This window comes from Symbiopectobacterium sp., from assembly GCF_047692315.1.
In the GTDB taxonomy this organism is placed as follows: Bacteria; Pseudomonadota; Gammaproteobacteria; order Enterobacterales; family Enterobacteriaceae; genus Symbiopectobacterium.
This window is the reverse complement of record NZ_JBLLJS010000015.1, coordinates 14,543-30,318: the sequence shown is the minus strand read 5'-3', so window position 1 is coordinate 30,318 and position 15,776 is coordinate 14,543. Positions and strand designations below refer to the sequence as shown.

Annotated in this window: 9 protein-coding genes, 1 rRNA gene and 5 pseudogenes; 11 read left to right on the top strand and 4 right to left on the bottom strand. The window is 51.3% G+C overall.

Annotated features, from left to right (window positions below; genetic code table 11):
• Window positions 1–19 precede the first annotated feature (19 nt).
• Window positions 20–135: ribosomal RNA gene (rrf, locus tag ACMZI0_RS08240) — 5S ribosomal RNA — on the top strand.
• 89 nt (window positions 136–224) lie between these two features.
• Here the strand turns inward: rrf and mobB are convergent.
• Together mobB and mobA are read right to left on the bottom strand one after the other, a co-directional pair.
• Window positions 225–732: pseudogene (gene mobB / locus ACMZI0_RS08235) on the bottom strand (molybdopterin-guanine dinucleotide biosynthesis protein MobB).
• On the bottom strand, window positions 725–1,300 hold the full coding sequence (mobA, locus tag ACMZI0_RS08230; RefSeq protein WP_415672588.1) for a molybdenum cofactor guanylyltransferase MobA: 576 nt from the start codon (window positions 1,298–1,300) through the stop codon (window positions 725–727). Before mobA ends, mobB begins: the two are co-directional and overlap by 8 nt.
• Before the next feature lie 247 nt (window positions 1,301–1,547).
• Here mobA and ACMZI0_RS08225 point away from each other — a divergent pair.
• From ACMZI0_RS08225 to polA, 3 genes and pseudogenes are all read left to right on the top strand, one after another.
• Window positions 1,548–2,544: pseudogene (locus ACMZI0_RS08225) on the top strand (serine/threonine protein kinase).
• Window positions 2,545–2,567: 23 nt separating this feature from the next.
• Entirely contained in the window at window positions 2,568–3,191 is a 624-nt protein-coding gene (gene dsbA, locus ACMZI0_RS08220) for a thiol:disulfide interchange protein DsbA (protein ID WP_415672587.1), read from the top strand.
• 375 nt (window positions 3,192–3,566) lie between these two features.
• Window positions 3,567–6,353 carry a DNA polymerase I gene (gene polA, locus ACMZI0_RS08215; protein WP_415672586.1) on the top strand — a complete coding sequence of 929 codons (2,787 nt, stop codon included), beginning with the start codon at window positions 3,567–3,569 and terminating at the stop codon, window positions 6,351–6,353.
• Window positions 6,354–6,689: 336 nt separating this feature from the next.
• Here polA and yihA read toward each other — a convergent pair whose 3' ends face one another.
• On the bottom strand, window positions 6,690–7,340 hold the full coding sequence (gene yihA / locus ACMZI0_RS08210) for a ribosome biogenesis GTP-binding protein YihA/YsxC (RefSeq protein ID WP_415672585.1): 651 nt from the start codon (window positions 7,338–7,340) through the stop codon (window positions 6,690–6,692).
• Between the two features lie 192 nt (window positions 7,341–7,532).
• Between yihA and yihI the strand changes: the two genes are divergently transcribed.
• Window positions 7,533–8,105: a Der GTPase-activating protein YihI gene (gene yihI / locus ACMZI0_RS08205; RefSeq protein ID WP_415672584.1), complete on the top strand. Its 573-nt coding sequence runs from the start codon at window positions 7,533–7,535 to the stop codon at window positions 8,103–8,105.
• A 205-nt stretch (window positions 8,106–8,310) separates the two neighbouring features.
• Window positions 8,311–9,684: an oxygen-independent coproporphyrinogen III oxidase gene (gene hemN, locus ACMZI0_RS08200; RefSeq protein WP_415672583.1), complete on the top strand. Its 1,374-nt coding sequence runs from the start codon at window positions 8,311–8,313 to the stop codon at window positions 9,682–9,684.
• Window positions 9,685–9,815: 131 nt separating this feature from the next.
• Here hemN and ACMZI0_RS08195 read toward each other — a convergent pair whose 3' ends face one another.
• The gene (locus ACMZI0_RS08195) at window positions 9,816–9,983 is read right to left on the bottom strand and encodes a hypothetical protein (RefSeq protein WP_415672582.1); all 168 of its coding nucleotides are present in this window, start codon (window positions 9,981–9,983) and stop codon (window positions 9,816–9,818) included.
• Window positions 9,984–10,417: 434 nt separating this feature from the next.
• Here ACMZI0_RS08195 and ACMZI0_RS08190 point away from each other — a divergent pair.
• From ACMZI0_RS08190 to ACMZI0_RS08170, 5 genes and pseudogenes are all read left to right on the top strand, one after another.
• Window positions 10,418–10,826 (top strand): annotated as a pseudogene (locus tag ACMZI0_RS08190) (ExbD/TolR family protein).
• A 1-nt stretch (window position 10,827) separates the two neighbouring features.
• Window positions 10,828–11,564: pseudogene (locus ACMZI0_RS08185) on the top strand (energy transducer TonB family protein).
• A gap of 38 nt (window positions 11,565–11,602) precedes the next feature.
• The gene (locus ACMZI0_RS08180) at window positions 11,603–13,846 is read left to right on the top strand and encodes a TonB-dependent receptor (protein ID WP_415672581.1); all 2,244 of its coding nucleotides are present in this window, start codon (window positions 11,603–11,605) and stop codon (window positions 13,844–13,846) included.
• A 109-nt stretch (window positions 13,847–13,955) separates the two neighbouring features.
• Window positions 13,956–14,420, top strand: a complete 465-nt coding sequence (locus ACMZI0_RS08175; protein ID WP_415672580.1) for a MotA/TolQ/ExbB proton channel family protein — start codon at window positions 13,956–13,958, stop codon at window positions 14,418–14,420.
• Window positions 14,413–15,664: pseudogene (locus tag ACMZI0_RS08170) on the top strand (phospholipase D-like domain-containing protein). The gene ACMZI0_RS08175 and the pseudogene ACMZI0_RS08170 overlap by 8 nt, the downstream one beginning before the upstream one ends.
• Window positions 15,665–15,776 lie beyond the last annotated feature (112 nt).

The following is a 15,776-nucleotide window of genomic DNA, read 5'->3' as shown; positions in this document are numbered from 1 at the left end:
GGATGTAAAACAGAATATGCCTGGCGGCGATAGCGCGGTGGTCCCACCTGACCCCATGCCGAACTCAGAAGTGAAACGCCGTAGCGCCGATGGTAGTGTGGGGCTTCCCCATGTGAGAGTAGGGAACTGTCAGGTTTTAATTAAGCGAAGGGGCTGTCCGAAAGGACAGCCCCTTTTTGCTGTGCGTGGAAAAAAGGGTGAAAAAAAATAGCGTTACTGGGATTTCACCCGCGGACCCAGCCTTCAATGAAGTCAGCCACCTGTTTAGGATCGTTTATATCCAGCCAGGGCAAGGAAAGTTGTCGATCTGCAGCATCATCACTGGCAATGGCAACGGCATAGATATCCAACAAATCGTGTGCGCTCTTGCTCAACCCTCTGCGCGAGAGAACTATCTTAGGCACCTTTTCGTGTCGAAATCCTTCGACCAGCACCAAATCCAGCGTATCAACATCCATCTTACTCACCATGTGATAGAGGTCGACATCTCCACTCTGTGGTGTTTCTGTCATCAATGCCTAGCGTTGGTTACTGGCAACAAGCGTCTGCTCGGCCCCTGCTTTACGCAGCTCATAGCTGTCTAATATCCATATCATGGTGAGTATGCTTGATCACACCAATGCGTAGACCTTTGTCTTTGAGTAGAGGAATCACGTTGGTGAGCAATGTGGTTTTCCCCGTACTGCTGTAAGCGCTAACTGCCAGTAGGCGTAGGTGATGCAGCTCATTCATGTTTGGCCTCTTGCCAATTGGACAAATCGTCTGGGGTGTTCAGGTTTTGAAATGCCAAAGGGCAGTCAGCGAACAGCACGGGTATCGCTTCGATCTCTGCCAGAAAAAGCATTAACTTACGATCGCCACGTTCGAGGTAGGCTTCAAGCTTCGGTATCAGGGAGCGATGGATAAGCAGTAGGGTTGGGTGCTCCCGTTGACCGTCGCTGGCATAGGTTGCATGTTTTTGTTGCTTGCCGTGCCACAGTCTGGTTACCAGATCGGTCGGTAAATTAGGGACATCGCAGGGGGCAAAAACTGCCCACTCTGTCTCAATGGTTTTCAGGCTGGACAAGATGCCCTCCAAAGGGCCAGAAAAGTTGCCAGGTAAGTCGCTAAATACCGTGCAGCCACTTTCCTGATAAACAGACTGGTTGCGATTGGCATTGATGCACACGCGATCCACCTGAGGCGCTAGTCGTGTTAATACGTGTTGATAGAGCGGTATCCCATGCAGCGCTAATAGTCCTTTATCCTGCCCACCCATTCGGCTGGCCTGACCGCCTGCCAGAATAATGCCTGTGATCATGTGATCCCTCTTTGTCGCGCCGCAGTGGCTCTATTCTGGGCAAAATAATTCCTGACGCCAAGCGCTTTCCACCAGTGATTAAGGCTGCTAAGGTGATATCAACGTTTGTGTAAGAGGATTAAATCATGAAATGTCATCGTGTTAACGAGTTGGTCGAATTACTGCATCCTGCCTGGCAATACGTTTATCGATATGCGTCGCGTCTTAACGCTTATGTTAATACCTATTGCGAGCAATGATGACGGCCATGCAAAGTTCTGTATTTAATTTTCAGACGCTGTTTCCCTCGCTGATTATCGATGCGCTCTTTGCGGTGGGCATTCGGGTTGATTCCGGTTTGACGGCGCTCAACAGCTATGAAAACCGGGTTTATCAGTTTATGGATGAAGACCGGCGCCGTTTTGTCGTTAAATTCTATCGTCCCGAACGTTGTACGCAGGAGCAAATTCAGGAAGAGCACGACTTCGCTCTGGCATTGGTCGAAGATGAGGTGCCCGCCGTGGCACCCTTGAAGCTCAATGGCCAAACCCTGCATTGTTACGATGGATTTTATTTTGCCGTTTTCCCAAGTGTTGGCGGGCGGCAATATGAAATGGATAATAATGGATAATGACGAGCAATTGGAAGGGGTTGGCCGTTTTCTGGGGCGTTGGCATCAGACGGGGCAAAAAGGCCTTTTTATTGCTCGCCCTACCATCGGAGTTGAGGAATATCTCGACAGGCCTTATCAGTTATTGACGCAAACGCGACTTATTCCTGCTGCGCGCCGAGATTCCTTTTTGCAGTCCACCCAGCAAATTATCGAAATGGTAAAATGCTATTGGACATTGGATGCCTCTTTTCTCCGATTACACGGCGATTGTCATCCTGGAAATATTCTCTGGCGTGACGGCCCGCTATTTGTCGATTTAGACGATGCCCGCAACGGACCAGCGGTGCAGGATTTATGGATGTTGCTTCATGGAGAGCGTCAGGAACGGCGAATTCAACTCGATATTCTGCTTGAAGCCTATAGCGAGTTTATGACGTTTGAGGAAAAAGAGCTGGCGTTAATTGAGCTGCTTCGGGCAATGCGAATGGTACATTATTTAGCATGGATTATTCGCCTTTGGGAAGATCCGGCATTTCCCCCGAGCTTTCCCTGGATACAAGATGATGATTTCTGGTTCAGACAAACAGCAATATTTACTGAACAGGTTAAGCTGTTACAGGAGCCTCCTTTACAGCTATTGTCCATGTACTGATGTTTAACGGAGAGATGTGTTATATGAAGAGTGTATTTGCGGCATTATTGGGCATCATGTTGGCCTTCAGTACATCAGCGGCAGATTTTTCTGATGGCAAACAGTACGTTGAAGTGAATAAACCAGTACCTCAATTACCGCAGGTGCTTGAGTTTTTCTCATTCTATTGCCCGCATTGTTATCAGTTTGCACAGGTGTACCATATTCCAGAAGCGGTAAGTAAAGTTCTGCCGGCGGATACCAAGATTACGCGGTATCATGTCGATTTCCTTGGGCCTTTGGGGAAAGAACTGACCCAAGCCTGGGCGGTTGCCGTTGCGCTGGGCGTAGAAGATAAAGTTAGCCCATTAATGTTTGATGCGGTGCAAAAAAGCCAAACGCTGAAAACCACCGATGATATTCGCAAGGTGTTTGTGGCAGCGGGTGTTAAAGCCGAAGATTATGACAGTGCATTGAATAGCTTTGTGGTTAAATCTTTGGTTGCCCAGCAAGAAAAAGCGGCAGTTGATTTGCAACTGCGCGGTGTACCTGCCATGTTTGTTAATGGCAAATATATGGTGAAAAGCGACGGATTGGATACCAGCTCAATGGGTGCATATGTGAAGCAGTATGCTGATGTTGTGAAATTCCTCATCGAGAAGAAATAATACTTTTCGCGTAACTGCGCCTGATAGCAGACGCAATTATACCCATGATATATCATTTTTCCTCTACGCCAGTTTCGCTTTGATGACGTTTAATTAGCGTGTAACTAATATCTATCCACAAAAAAATGTTTTTTATATTACGGGTATTTACCGAGGAACATTTTTTATCTTGCTGAAAAAAAGCCATAATGTGTGAATCGTTTTTTGTGTAACAATAGCGCCATTCTGATTTTATCTTTCTATGCACAAAGTTATCCACAGGATTTTTGCTTCACGCATGGCAGTTTTGCGGTTTTCTGCACGTTAACGTTCGTCTCTTGCAGTGAGCTATGGCATGCTTAGCGCCATGATGGACGACATAGGTCATGACAGAACATGGTTCAGATTGCACAAAACCCGTTAATTTTGGTCGATGGCTCGTCGTATTTATACCGTGCCTATCACGCTTTCCCCCCTTTGACGAACAACGCAGGCGAGCCGACAGGCGCCATGTATGGCGTGCTGAATATGTTGCGCAGTTTGTTGCTTCAGTTCTCCCTTAGCCATGTCGCTGTGGTCTTTGATGCCAAAGGTAAAACGTTCCGCGACGAACTGTTCGAGAACTACAAGGCGCACCGCCCGCCCATGCCGGACGATCTGCGCGCGCAGATTGAGCCTCTGCACGCGATGGTTCGTACCATGGGGCTGCCTTTGTTAGCCGTGAGCGGTGTAGAAGCGGATGACGTGATCGGTACGCTGGCACGTCAGGCGGAAGGCGCGGGCACGCCGGTGCTGATCAGTACCGGTGATAAAGACATGGCGCAACTGGTGTCGCCGACAATCACGCTTATCAACACCATGAACAATACGGTGCTTGGGCCGCAAGAGGTATGCGACAAATACGGCATTCCGCCGGAGCTGATTATTGATTTCCTGGCCCTGATGGGGGATGCGTCGGATAACATTCCTGGTGTGCCTGGTGTAGGTGAAAAAACGGCACAGGCGTTACTTCAGGGATTGGGTGGGCTAGATACCCTGTACGGTAATCTGGATAAGATTGCAACGCTATCATTTCGCGGCGCAAAGACCATGGCGCAGAAGCTGGAACAGCATAAAGAAGCGGCATATCTCTCTTATCAACTGGCGACAATCAAAACGGATGTCGAGTTGGAGCTGGCCTGCGCTGAGTTGACGGTTAGAGACCCCGATATTGATGCATTACACGGGCTGTTCAAGCGTTATGACTTCAAACGCTGGATAGCAGATATTGAAGGCGGCACCTGGATGCAGGTCCGTAAGGGACAATCGCAGGCTCCGCAGCCGATACCCGCAGCACAAGTGCAACCACAAGCGGAAGTAACGGTTGCCTTAAGCCGGGAAGGTTATGTCACCATTCAGGATGAAGAGACATTACAATCGTGGATTGCGCGTATCCAAAAGGCGGGTGAGTTTGCGTTTGACACGGAAACGGACGGACTGGATACGCTGAGTGCCAATTTGATTGGTATGTCGTTTGCGGTGACGCCGGGTGAAGCGGCGTATTTGCCGCTGGCGCATGATTATCTGGATGCGCCGGAGCAAATCGACAGAGCCCGCGCACTGGAATTGCTCAAGCCGCTGCTGGAAGATAGCACGCCGCGCAAAATCGGGCAGAACCTGAAGTTCGATCAAGGCGTGATGAAGCGTTATGACATCGAACTGCGCGGCATTGCCTATGACACCATGGTGGAGTCCTACGTGCTAAACAGCGTGGCGGGTCGTCATGACATGGATAGCCTTGCGGATCGCTATCTGCAACACAAAACCATTTCGTTTGAAGAGATTGCGGGTAAAGGTAAGAACCAGCTTACCTTCAATCAGATCCCCGTCGAGCAGGCCAGTACCTATGCCGCAGAAGACGCGGATGTCACTTTGCATTTGCACCAAACCCTGTGGGAAAAGCTGCAACAGCACGGTGATCTGGTAAAGGTGTTCCGCGATATCGATATGCCGTTGGTGCCGGTGCTGTCACGCATTGAGCGCCAGGGGGTGCTGATTGATGCCGGGATTTTGGCACTGCATTCTCAGGAATTGACGACACGTCTGGCTGAGCTGGAAACCGAAGTGCATGAACTGGCAGGGGAAGCGTTTAATCTTGCCTCCACCAAACAGTTGCAGGGGATTTTGTACGATAAGCTGAAGCTGCCTGTATTAAAGAAAACGCCGAAAGGCGCGCCTTCTACCAATGAAGAAGTATTGGAGGAGTTGGCGCATGACTATCCGCTGCCCAAACGCATTCTTGAATATCGTGGGCTGGCGAAACTGAAATCTACCTACACCGACAAACTGCCGCTGATGATTAATCCGCTGACCCAGCGGGTACATACCTCATACCATCAGGCGGTTACGGCGACCGGGCGTCTTTCTTCCAGCGATCCCAACCTGCAAAACATTCCGGTGCGTAATGACGAAGGGCGACGTATCCGTCAGGCGTTTATTGCTCCTGAAGGGTATTGCATCGTAGCGGCGGACTACTCTCAGATTGAGTTGCGTATCATGGCGCACCTTTCCGGTGATAAAGGGTTGCTCAAGGCCTTTGCCGAGGGGCTGGATATTCACCGTGCCACAGCCGCAGAAGTTTTTGGCTTGCCGCTGGAGAACGTAACGGGAGAGCAGCGCCGCAGCGCCAAGGCAATCAACTTCGGTTTGATTTATGGCATGGGCGCCTTCGGCTTGTCACGTCAGTTGGGTATTGCCCGCGCCGAGTCGCAGCGCTACATGCACCTCTATTTCGAGCGCTATCCTGGCGTGCAGGATTACATGGAAAGAACCCGTCAGGAAGCGGCCGAGAAAGGATATGTACAGACGCTGGATGGGCGCCGTCTCTATTTACCGGATATTCATTCACGCAATGCGATGAGCCGCAAGGCCGCAGAGCGTGCCGCCATTAACGCCCCGATGCAGGGCACTGCCGCCGATATCATCAAAAAGGCGATGATTGCTATCGATTATTGGCTTCAGCAAGAGCAACCACAGGTGAAAATGATCATGCAGGTGCACGATGAATTGGTGTTTGAAGTGCATGAGTCGGTGCTGGATGCCGCTAAACAAAAGATCGTTACCCTGATGGAAGGCTGTATGTCGCTGAACGTTCCGTTACGCGTTGATGTTGGCGAAGGAAAAAACTGGGATGAGGCGCATTAATGTACAGAAAAACAGGATGTTGCAACTGAACATTTAATGCACACTAAGTTATTCATTTCTGTAATTAAACTACAGGATTGTGTGACCTGCTTTGACTTTGTGTGAGCAATAGCCATTTTTTATGAAACTAAACAACAAAAAAACCTTTGTTCTGGCGAAAAAATAGGGTAGAGTTAACGACGTAGGGTACAGAGGTAAGATGTTCTATCTTTCAGACCTTTTACTTCACGTAATCGGATTTGGCTGAATATTAGCCGCCCCGGTCACTTCGGCGTTTTTTATTGGGCGTGAGTCAGAAAAATGCCGCAAGATCGGGAACGATCGCGGCAATTAATTTCAATGATCAGCATCTTCCTGTACTGACGGGCGGGTACTGAACCACAGATCGAGCTTTTGGCGCAGTTTATCAACGCCCTGTTTTTTCAGGGAAGAGAAGGCTTCAACCTGAATATCGCCCATAAACGGCAACACCGCTTCGCGCACCATATTCAGTTGCGCTTTGCGCGCGTCGGCAGCCAGTTTATCGGCTTTGGTGAGCAGAATGAGTACCGGCAGTTCAACAGCCACTGCCCATTCAATCATTTGCTGATCGAGATCTTTCAGCGGATGACGGATATCCATTAACACCACCAGTCCTTGCAGACAGGCGCGTTTTTGCAGATATTCCCCCCGCGCACGCTGCCATTTCCGCTTCATCTCTTCAGGAACTTCGGCATAGCCATAGCCGGGAAGGTCTACCAGACGCACGCCCTCTGTGACCTCAAACAGGTTGATAAGCTGGGTACGTCCCGGTGTTTTACTGGTGCGCGCCAGGCTTTTCTGGTTGGTGAGTGTGTTTAGGGCGCTGGATTTCCCCGCGTTGGAGCGTCCGGCAAAAGCCACTTCAATACCGCTATCGGCAGGCAGGTGACGAATATCGGGAGCGCTGGTGACAAAATGCGTCACATTGTAGTTATGCGTCACGTTTGGGTTCTCTTGTTCGGTCACAATGGTTATCTCTGTCTGGATAGGTGGTTTTGGGTCTATTATACCTATAACTGACCCGAAACGCGGGGTTATCGGTGCCTGTCTGTATTGTGCGAGGCGAATTCGCCTAATGGCCGTACCGGCCCTTTTTCATTGCTGGCCTTTCTGCTAGATTCCGCCGCAATTATCTTCTGTTTACCTGAGAGTGTTGTTATGAAACAGCCGGTGAAAAATTCGGGCACTAAAGCCCCAGGCGCGAAGGCGTCGACATCTAAAGCAAAGAAAAAGACGCGCGCCGAGCTTAACAGCGAAGTCTGGGAGCGTAAACGTCAGAAAAAACACAGTGGTCGTGCGGCGAGCAGCCGTGCAAACCCTGCGGTGGAAGCCGCAAAGCAATCCGGTCAGGGGAAAAAAAGTGACCCGCGTATCGGCAGTAAAAAACCTATCGCGCTGACGGTAAGTGACGAGCAGTCACAAAGTACGAAACCGCAAAATATGCATAAGTCTGCTAAGCCTAAAGCAGAAACGGTAGCGGAAACGCGCCTGACCCCAGAGCAGGAATTGGCGTTGCTGGAAAATGACGATCGTCTTGACGCGCTGCTGGAGCGTCTGGATAACGGCGAAACGCTGAGCAAAGACGATCAAAAATGGGTGGATAGCACGCTCGATCGTATCAATGCCTTGATGGATGAGCTGGGCATCGAAATGGATGACGACGAAGAAGACGCGCAGCAGGAAGACATGATGCAGCTCCTCAAGCGTAATAACCCAAAAGACGTATTCTGATAGATAAAAGGGCTGCTGTCTCTCATCTTGGTGTTGGTTGTCTGTTATCTGCTGTGTCTGTTGGTTAAACTGTGGCTGCTTTCCCGGCGTAAAACGCGATTACAGCGATCGGTGTTCGGTGTTCGGTGTTCGGTGTTCGGGGTACGGCAGCGCAGGCTGCCGCTGAAAAGCGCTGTCGGGGAATACAAGCGGAAGGAGTAACAGCATGCAAGAGCAACACGTCGATTGGGATTTAGCCCTGATTCAAAAATACAACTATTCCGGGCCGCGCTATACCTCGTATCCCACGGCGCTGGAGTTTAACGAACAGTATGATGATGCGGCATTCCATCAGGCGATAGCGCGTTACCCACAACGGCCGCTGTCGCTTTATGTCCATATCCCGTTTTGTCATCGTCTGTGCTATTTCTGCGGTTGCAACAAGCTGGTGACCCGCCAGCAGCACAAAGCTGAAGAGTATCTTGATGTGCTGGCCGTGGAGATTCGCCAGTGCGCGCCGCTGTTCGCCGGACGCATCGTGACGCAGCTGCACTGGGGCGGCGGTACGCCCACCTATCTCAACAAAGATCAAATCAGCCGGCTGATAGCGTTGTTGCGCGAGAATTTCCTGTTCGCGGATGAGGCGGAAATCTCGCTGGAGGTCGATCCGCGTGAAATCGAGCTGGATATCCTTGATCACCTGCGTGCGGAAGGGTTTAATCGCCTGAGTATGGGCGTGCAGGATTTCAACAAGGAAGTGCAACGCCTGGTGAACCGTGAGCAGGACGAGGCGTTTATCTTTGCGCTGATTGAACGCGCCAAGGCGCTTGGCTTCACCTCTACCAATATCGATCTTATTTACGGCTTGCCGAAACAGACGCCGGAGAGCTTTGCTTTTACCCTGCAACGCGTTGCTGAGTTAAGCCCGCATCGTCTCAGCGTGTTCAACTACGCCCATTTGCCGACGCTATTTGCCGCTCAGCGTAAAATCAAAGATGCGGATTTGCCGAGCCCAGCACAAAAGCTGGAGATTCTGCGCCAAACCATTACGACGCTCACCCAATCGGGCTATCAGTTTATCGGTATGGATCACTTTGCTCGCCCAGACGATGAACTGGCGCTGGCGCAACGTGCCGGTAAATTGCACCGTAATTTTCAGGGCTACACCACGCAGGGTGACACCGACCTGCTGGGCATGGGGGTGTCGGCGATCAGCATGATTGGTGACAGCTACGCGCAAAATGAAAAGGTGTTGAAAACCTACTATGAAAAGGTGGGTGAGCAGGGCAATGCGCTGTGGCGCGGCTTGCGTCTGACGCACGATGACTGCATCCGTCGCGATGTGATCAAAAGTCTCATCTGTAATTTCCGTTTGGATTACGCGGCGATTGAATCGGCTTACGGCATCGATTGCCGTCTCTATTTCGCGGAAGATTTGCGTCTGTTGGCTCCGTTGGTGCAGGATGGCCTGGCTGAACTGCGCCCTACGGGGATCGTGGTAACGCCTAAAGGCTGCTTGTTGATTCGCAATATCTGCATGTGCTTTGATAGCTATCTGCGTGCCAAGGCAAGGACGCAACAGTTTTCGCGTGTGATTTGATGGTGCTTGTGACGGTAATTGCCTGCGTTAGCGGCAATTACCGATTATGTCATTAACGCATTGCGTGTCAGGCATGTCAGAAAGTTAACGTATCGCTACCCGCTTTTTATTTCCATACCTCTCTCAACCATTCACGCTTCCTCCGTTTGCAGCGCCTCATTTAACTGATTCAACCGTTCCCACAGGATAAAGTTCAGCAGTTCTTTGGCTTGAGGATTGCTCAGCTCGATGATGGCATAGGCGAGCGCGCGGCAATGATCGACATGTTCTTCGACGGTAAGGGGCGTAGCGTCATACATGATGCACCCCCGCAGGTAAGGTGATGAAGAATTGCGGATGTCGCAAGGGAAGGATAGTCGCCATAAGGTAGTCTCCGTGGTGAGTTGGGAATTACTACCGTGGTAAATGTCGGAACGCCAATTCCGGCTACGGATTTTGCCGCAGCATCGACAGTATATCGTATCTAGGCAACCGGAAAAATAAGCGTTCACCCTTTCGGATATTCTTCCATCCTGTAAGAAAAATATCAAATTCATGTCATATTGAAAAAATCACATCAAAAAACCACCAGAAATGAAAAAAATAATCACATAAGTGTAAACAAATTTAAATATGCACTCTCTATAGTGGCCGCTTTGCTTTGGCAGCTAACCATTCTGTGGTTGCTGCCACCTTTGGGGACCCATTCATCCTTGCGCGTCATCGCCGAACGCCAACGATGGGAAGAGAGAAAATGCGAAACTGGAACGAACCAAAAAGAAACAAGGCACATATCGAGTTGATCCCAATGATCGACGTCATGATGTTCTTACTAGTGTTTTTCGTCCTGATCAGTATCAACGTCCTTCCTGCTACGGGGCTGAAAACCCAGCTTCCCTCTGCCAGCAAGCGCCCAGCAGCTAAAACTGCAGAAAAAAGCCATCGTTACCTTAGGTGAGCAAGACCAACTGCAACTGGATGGCTCACCTATCCTAATTACCGATTTGGTCAGCACCTTAAAACAGCAGCAACAGGCCGGAGAGACCACCACCATTATCGTTAACAGCGATAAGCAGGTGGCGGTTGAGCGCCTGGTTGCGGTGATGGATACCCTGCGCCAAGGCGGGTTTACCTCGGTTTCAATCGCAACGCGGAAGCAGTGACATGTATTGGCTTTATCGTTCACGTCGTGCCATCAGCTGGTTGCCGCGTGCTTGATGGTAATGACACAGCAGAGCTCGCTCAAAGTACAACCTCAGTATAACGACAGCGTTATGGAGCTGTCTCTCGCAGATCTTACGCCGCCTGCGCCTCCGGAAGAGGTAATCTCCCCGGAGCCTGAAACGCCTCCCGAGGAAACGTTGCCAGAACCGGAGCCAGAGCCCGTCGAGACGCCAGAACCGATCGTTGAAGCACCACCGCCAAAACCAGAACCGAAGCCGGAACCCAAACCCGAGCCTAAACCGGTGCCCAAGCCAAAGCCTGCTCCGACGCCGCGCTCTGCGCCCGTTGCCACACCCGCGAAAGCTGCCGTGGTAAAAGCCCCCGCACCGGCACCCGCCGTGCCCACGCCTGCGCCCCCGAAAGTGAACGCACAGGCGTTGGAAAACAGCTATATCCAGGCGCTGTGTGGCCAGATTGAGCAGTTGAAACGCTACTCAACGGGGCGTCAGGCGTCATTGGAGCGCCCGGAAGGGAACGTCGAAATCTGGCTGGACGTCGATCGCAATGGCCGCGTGCTCAACAGCGGCATTAACCAGAAAGCCGCCAGCATGCTGCTTAATCGGGCGGCGACCAGCACGTTACAAAGCATCACGCAGGTCAGGCCGTTTCCGGCAGAAGCGTTTGCCGGGCAAAACACCAAACGTTTTTTAGCCACATTTCATTACCAAGCGCAGTAAGCGCCTATACACAACATTGAATCAGGGTGATTAACACAATGAAATTATTCACAGTTTTAAGGATATCCCTCTCTGTTGCGGCCGCCTTATGGTCGGGAACCTTGCTGGCAAACGATGCGACAGACATCGGCTCCATTCAGGTTAAAGGTGCGCCGTTGGGCGAGGGGATGATGATTCAGGAAGAGAGTGCAAAATCCCGCTCGACGGTAACCAAAGAAGCGATGGATAAAATGCCCGCTACCGGTAACGCCATCGATAAGCTGAAATATACCGCTGGCCTGAATGTCAGCAGCAATGACTCCACCGGCCTGAGCGGTATCGATTACACCATGCGCGGTATGAGCAATGACCAGATTGGCCTCTCGGTCGATGGCATCCCTATGAACGATTCGGGCAGTTACAGCGTGTATGCCAATCAGTTGGGTGATGCGGAAAACCTTGAGCAAATTTTTGTTACCCAAGGTTCATCAGAGATGAATGGTCCGCATATTGTCTCCAGCGGGGGCAACATTGGTCTGGTGACCAAACGTCCAGCCAAAGAGTTTGGTGGATTTATCAAGCAAACCTTTGGCAGCAACAACCTGAGCAAATCGCTGATCCGTTTGGAGACCGGACTGCATGACGGCTTCAGCAGTTGGTTGTCCTACTCGTACACGGATGCCGACAAGTGGCGTGGCAAAGAGGCTACCCGTTCCAACAAACTGGAATGGAACGGCCTGTATGAAGATGACAACGGCAACAGCAGCAACCTGCTGGTTAAGTACAACAAGCAGGATATGAATAATTACAACACGCTGAGCAAAAGCACCTTCCTGAACCAGGAGCGCTATGTCGATTACCCGACCACGCCGGAATATAACAGTCGCGGTCAGCTCTCACGTTACTACAAGATCAACCGTAACCCTTTTGAAAGCCCGAACCTTACCTTCACACAGAAGCTGCAACTGCGTGATAATCTGTCGCTGACGTTGCAACCCTATTACTACTGGGGCAACGGTGGCAGTTTCAGCGGTCAATCGGCCTATACGCTTTCTTCCACCACCAACGACAAATCGGGCAGTTACGATCTCAGTAACCTGAGCAGCAATACTTACTATCGCCCCTCCTGGACAGAAACCTGGCGTCCGGGCATCACTAACACCCTGAAATGGGATCTCAATGACCAGCACAGTCTCGATATGGGCTACTGGTTTGAACGTGCGCGCCAACGTCAGACGCAGCCCTATATCGGCATTAAAGCCGACGGTAACCCCATTGATCTTTCCGGTAAGCCGAATGGCTCGCATTTAGTGAAAGACGCCAACGGCAAAGTGATCCAGGGGCGTAACCAGTTTACCGTCACACCGGTACATAAGTTTTGGTTGCAGGATACCTGGTTTGTCTCCCCCGACTGGACGCTCTCTGGCGGCTTGGCCTGGCAGCACGTTAAACGTGACGGGCACGATCTGGGTAGTTTGAGCTCTGTGGAAGAGAAAAAGGCTCTCACCTACAAAGAGTTCCTGCCGAGTTTCAGTGCTGCGTACAAAATTAACCCCGAGAATCAGGTGCTTTACAGCCTGACGCGCAATATGCGTACGCCACCTAACTACGTGCTCTATAACCTGGGTGACTCCATCAATACCAAGCCTAAATTGAGCTGGAACCACGAACTGGGCTGGCGCTTCCAAGGGCAAGATGTGATGTTGAGCACCTCACTGTTCTACATCGCGTTTACCGATCGTCAGATCTCCAGTCGTAACGTTGATGGTGAATACGAGATGATCAACGCCGATAAAGTGGAGAACAAAGGTATCGAGACGGAGTTGAGCGGCAAACCGCCGTATAACTTCAACTACTTTGCCTCTTACACCTATACCGATTCCAAGCAGAGAGACGATATTGCCGCCAACGGCTCTACGCTGCCAACCACAGGAAAACGTTCCGCCAACACGCCGAAGAACATGCTTAATCTGGGAGTGGGTTATGACGATAGCCGCTACTACGCAGGCATTAATGGCCGTTATACCGGTGCGTTTTACGGTGACATGACCAACGACGAGAAGATTGGTGGGTGCACCGTGGTCGATCTCAATGCGGGTATTCACCTGCCGGTGGACAAGAAGATCATCAAAAGCGCCACACTGCGTTTTAACGTCAACAACGTGTTTGATAAGGAATACCCGGATTCTGCACGCACCGTGGTGTTCAACGCCGCTACGCATAACGGCGTACGCGCCAGCACGCCTTATTACAACGTGGGTGAAGAACGTACATTTAGCGTGTCGCTGGACGCTACCTTCTAATTGCTCGCAAACCTGATATCCCCTGGCGGCGCTTATCCGTAGGGGAGTTGCTTATCACCGTCACGCGCCTGCAAGGGCGTGACAAGCACCGAAGGAAAATAAGACCCTTATGAACGCAAACGATCTGCACGATATTATTTTCTACGTGATGTATGCCTCGCTGGCGGCGGCTCTGATCATCATCATTGAACGTGGACTGTTCTTTGCCTATACGCGCCGTCAGACCAAGCGCTTGCTTGGTGCGCTGACCGCAGATATTCTCCACCTTCACGATCTCCCCGCTGAGCTCAGCCAGCGTAACAGCCTGGCAGCAACGCTGATTGCACCATTGCTGCCGCAGGCGGCGAATCGTGATCGTGATGAGCTCAACGATCTTATCGATACCCAATATCTGCAAAGTAAACCACAAATGACACGCGGACTGTGCCTGCTGGGAAATAACTTCCTGCAAAGCCGCATGGAGCACATCAATGAGGCGCTGAAAGTGCTGCTGCTGCGTGCCGGAATGCCACATACCCGCCAGCCCATCAAGCCAGCAGCAGTGCAGGAAAATGGGGTAAAGCGTTATGCGTAGCGCGCGGCTTGTGCAACGCCGTGGGTGGCGCTGGACCACGGGGATTGGGCTGGGGCTGTGTTTTTTTACCCCATCGGTGCTGGCGGATTTCAGCATTCCCGGTTATGAACTGGTGTATACCGCGCCGGTAGAAACCGCATTAGGTGCTCCCGATCTGCGTGCGCTGGATGCTGTCTGGAGTGCGCTGTTTGATGAAGCGCAGCATAGCCTGTCGTTGGGAGAGTTCTACGTTGCCAATCAGAGCGGTTCTCGGCTGGATAACGTGTTGCAACATCTGCGCAGTGCGGGAGAGCGCGGTGTACGCATCCGCTTTCTGTTAAGAAGAGAAGGGCATTGCACTTTCAACACCGGAAACGCTGGCGCAGTTGAAAGCAATTCCCAATCTGGAACTGCGGGTCATTCCTTTCGGTAAGCTGACCGGCGGGATTCTGCATGCTAAATACCTGCTGGTGGATGGCAAACGCGCCTACGTCGGCAGCCAAAATTTCGACTGGCGTTCGCTTGAGCATATTCACGAAACTGGGCTACTTATCGATGACCTCAGCGTGGTTAAACAACTCAATGCGGTGTTTGAGCAGGACTGGCAGGCGCAGGAAGCACTGGCTCAAGGTATGGCCGTCAAGCCCGTTATGCAAACGGCTGTGCAGGATGATACGCGCCCGGATAACTATCTGGTTGCCAGCCCCAAAGCGTTCAACCCATCGGGCGTGCTGGACTCTGAAGCGGGGTTACCACGCTTACTGACGCAAGCGAAAAACCGCGGGCGCATTCAGGTGATGGACTACGCGCCGTTCTCATACGGTCCGAATCGCACTCGCCCTTATTATGCGGTGATTGATAATGCTTTACGCAGCGCTGCAGCACGTGGAGTGAAAGTGGAGTTAATGGTGGCGAACTGGAGCACCAAAAAGCCGAACATTGCTTATCTCAAAAGTTTGGCAGTGCTGCCGAACGTTGAGGTGAAAATTGTGACATTGCCTGAGGCAAGCAGTGGGTTCATCCCCTTTGCCCGCGTGATTCACAGCAAGATCATGACCATTGATGAGCAAAAAGCCTGGGTGGGCACCAGCAACTGGAGCGGTGGTTATCTTGATAACTCGCGCAATCTGGAGATTGTGATGCAAAGTCCGGCGATGGCCGCGCGCATTGATACTTTGTACGCCCAGTTGTGGAACAGTGGCTACGCGCAACCGATACAACTGGATAAAGATTATCCAGTACCACGCCCCGGTGGGACAAATTGAGTCAATGTAAAACAAGAAAAAAACGCCCCGACGTTAGCGGGGCGTTTTCAGGTTAAAACAGTGTCATCATCGAGATGATGGGTGATGTTATTGTGATATAGGACATCAGCCC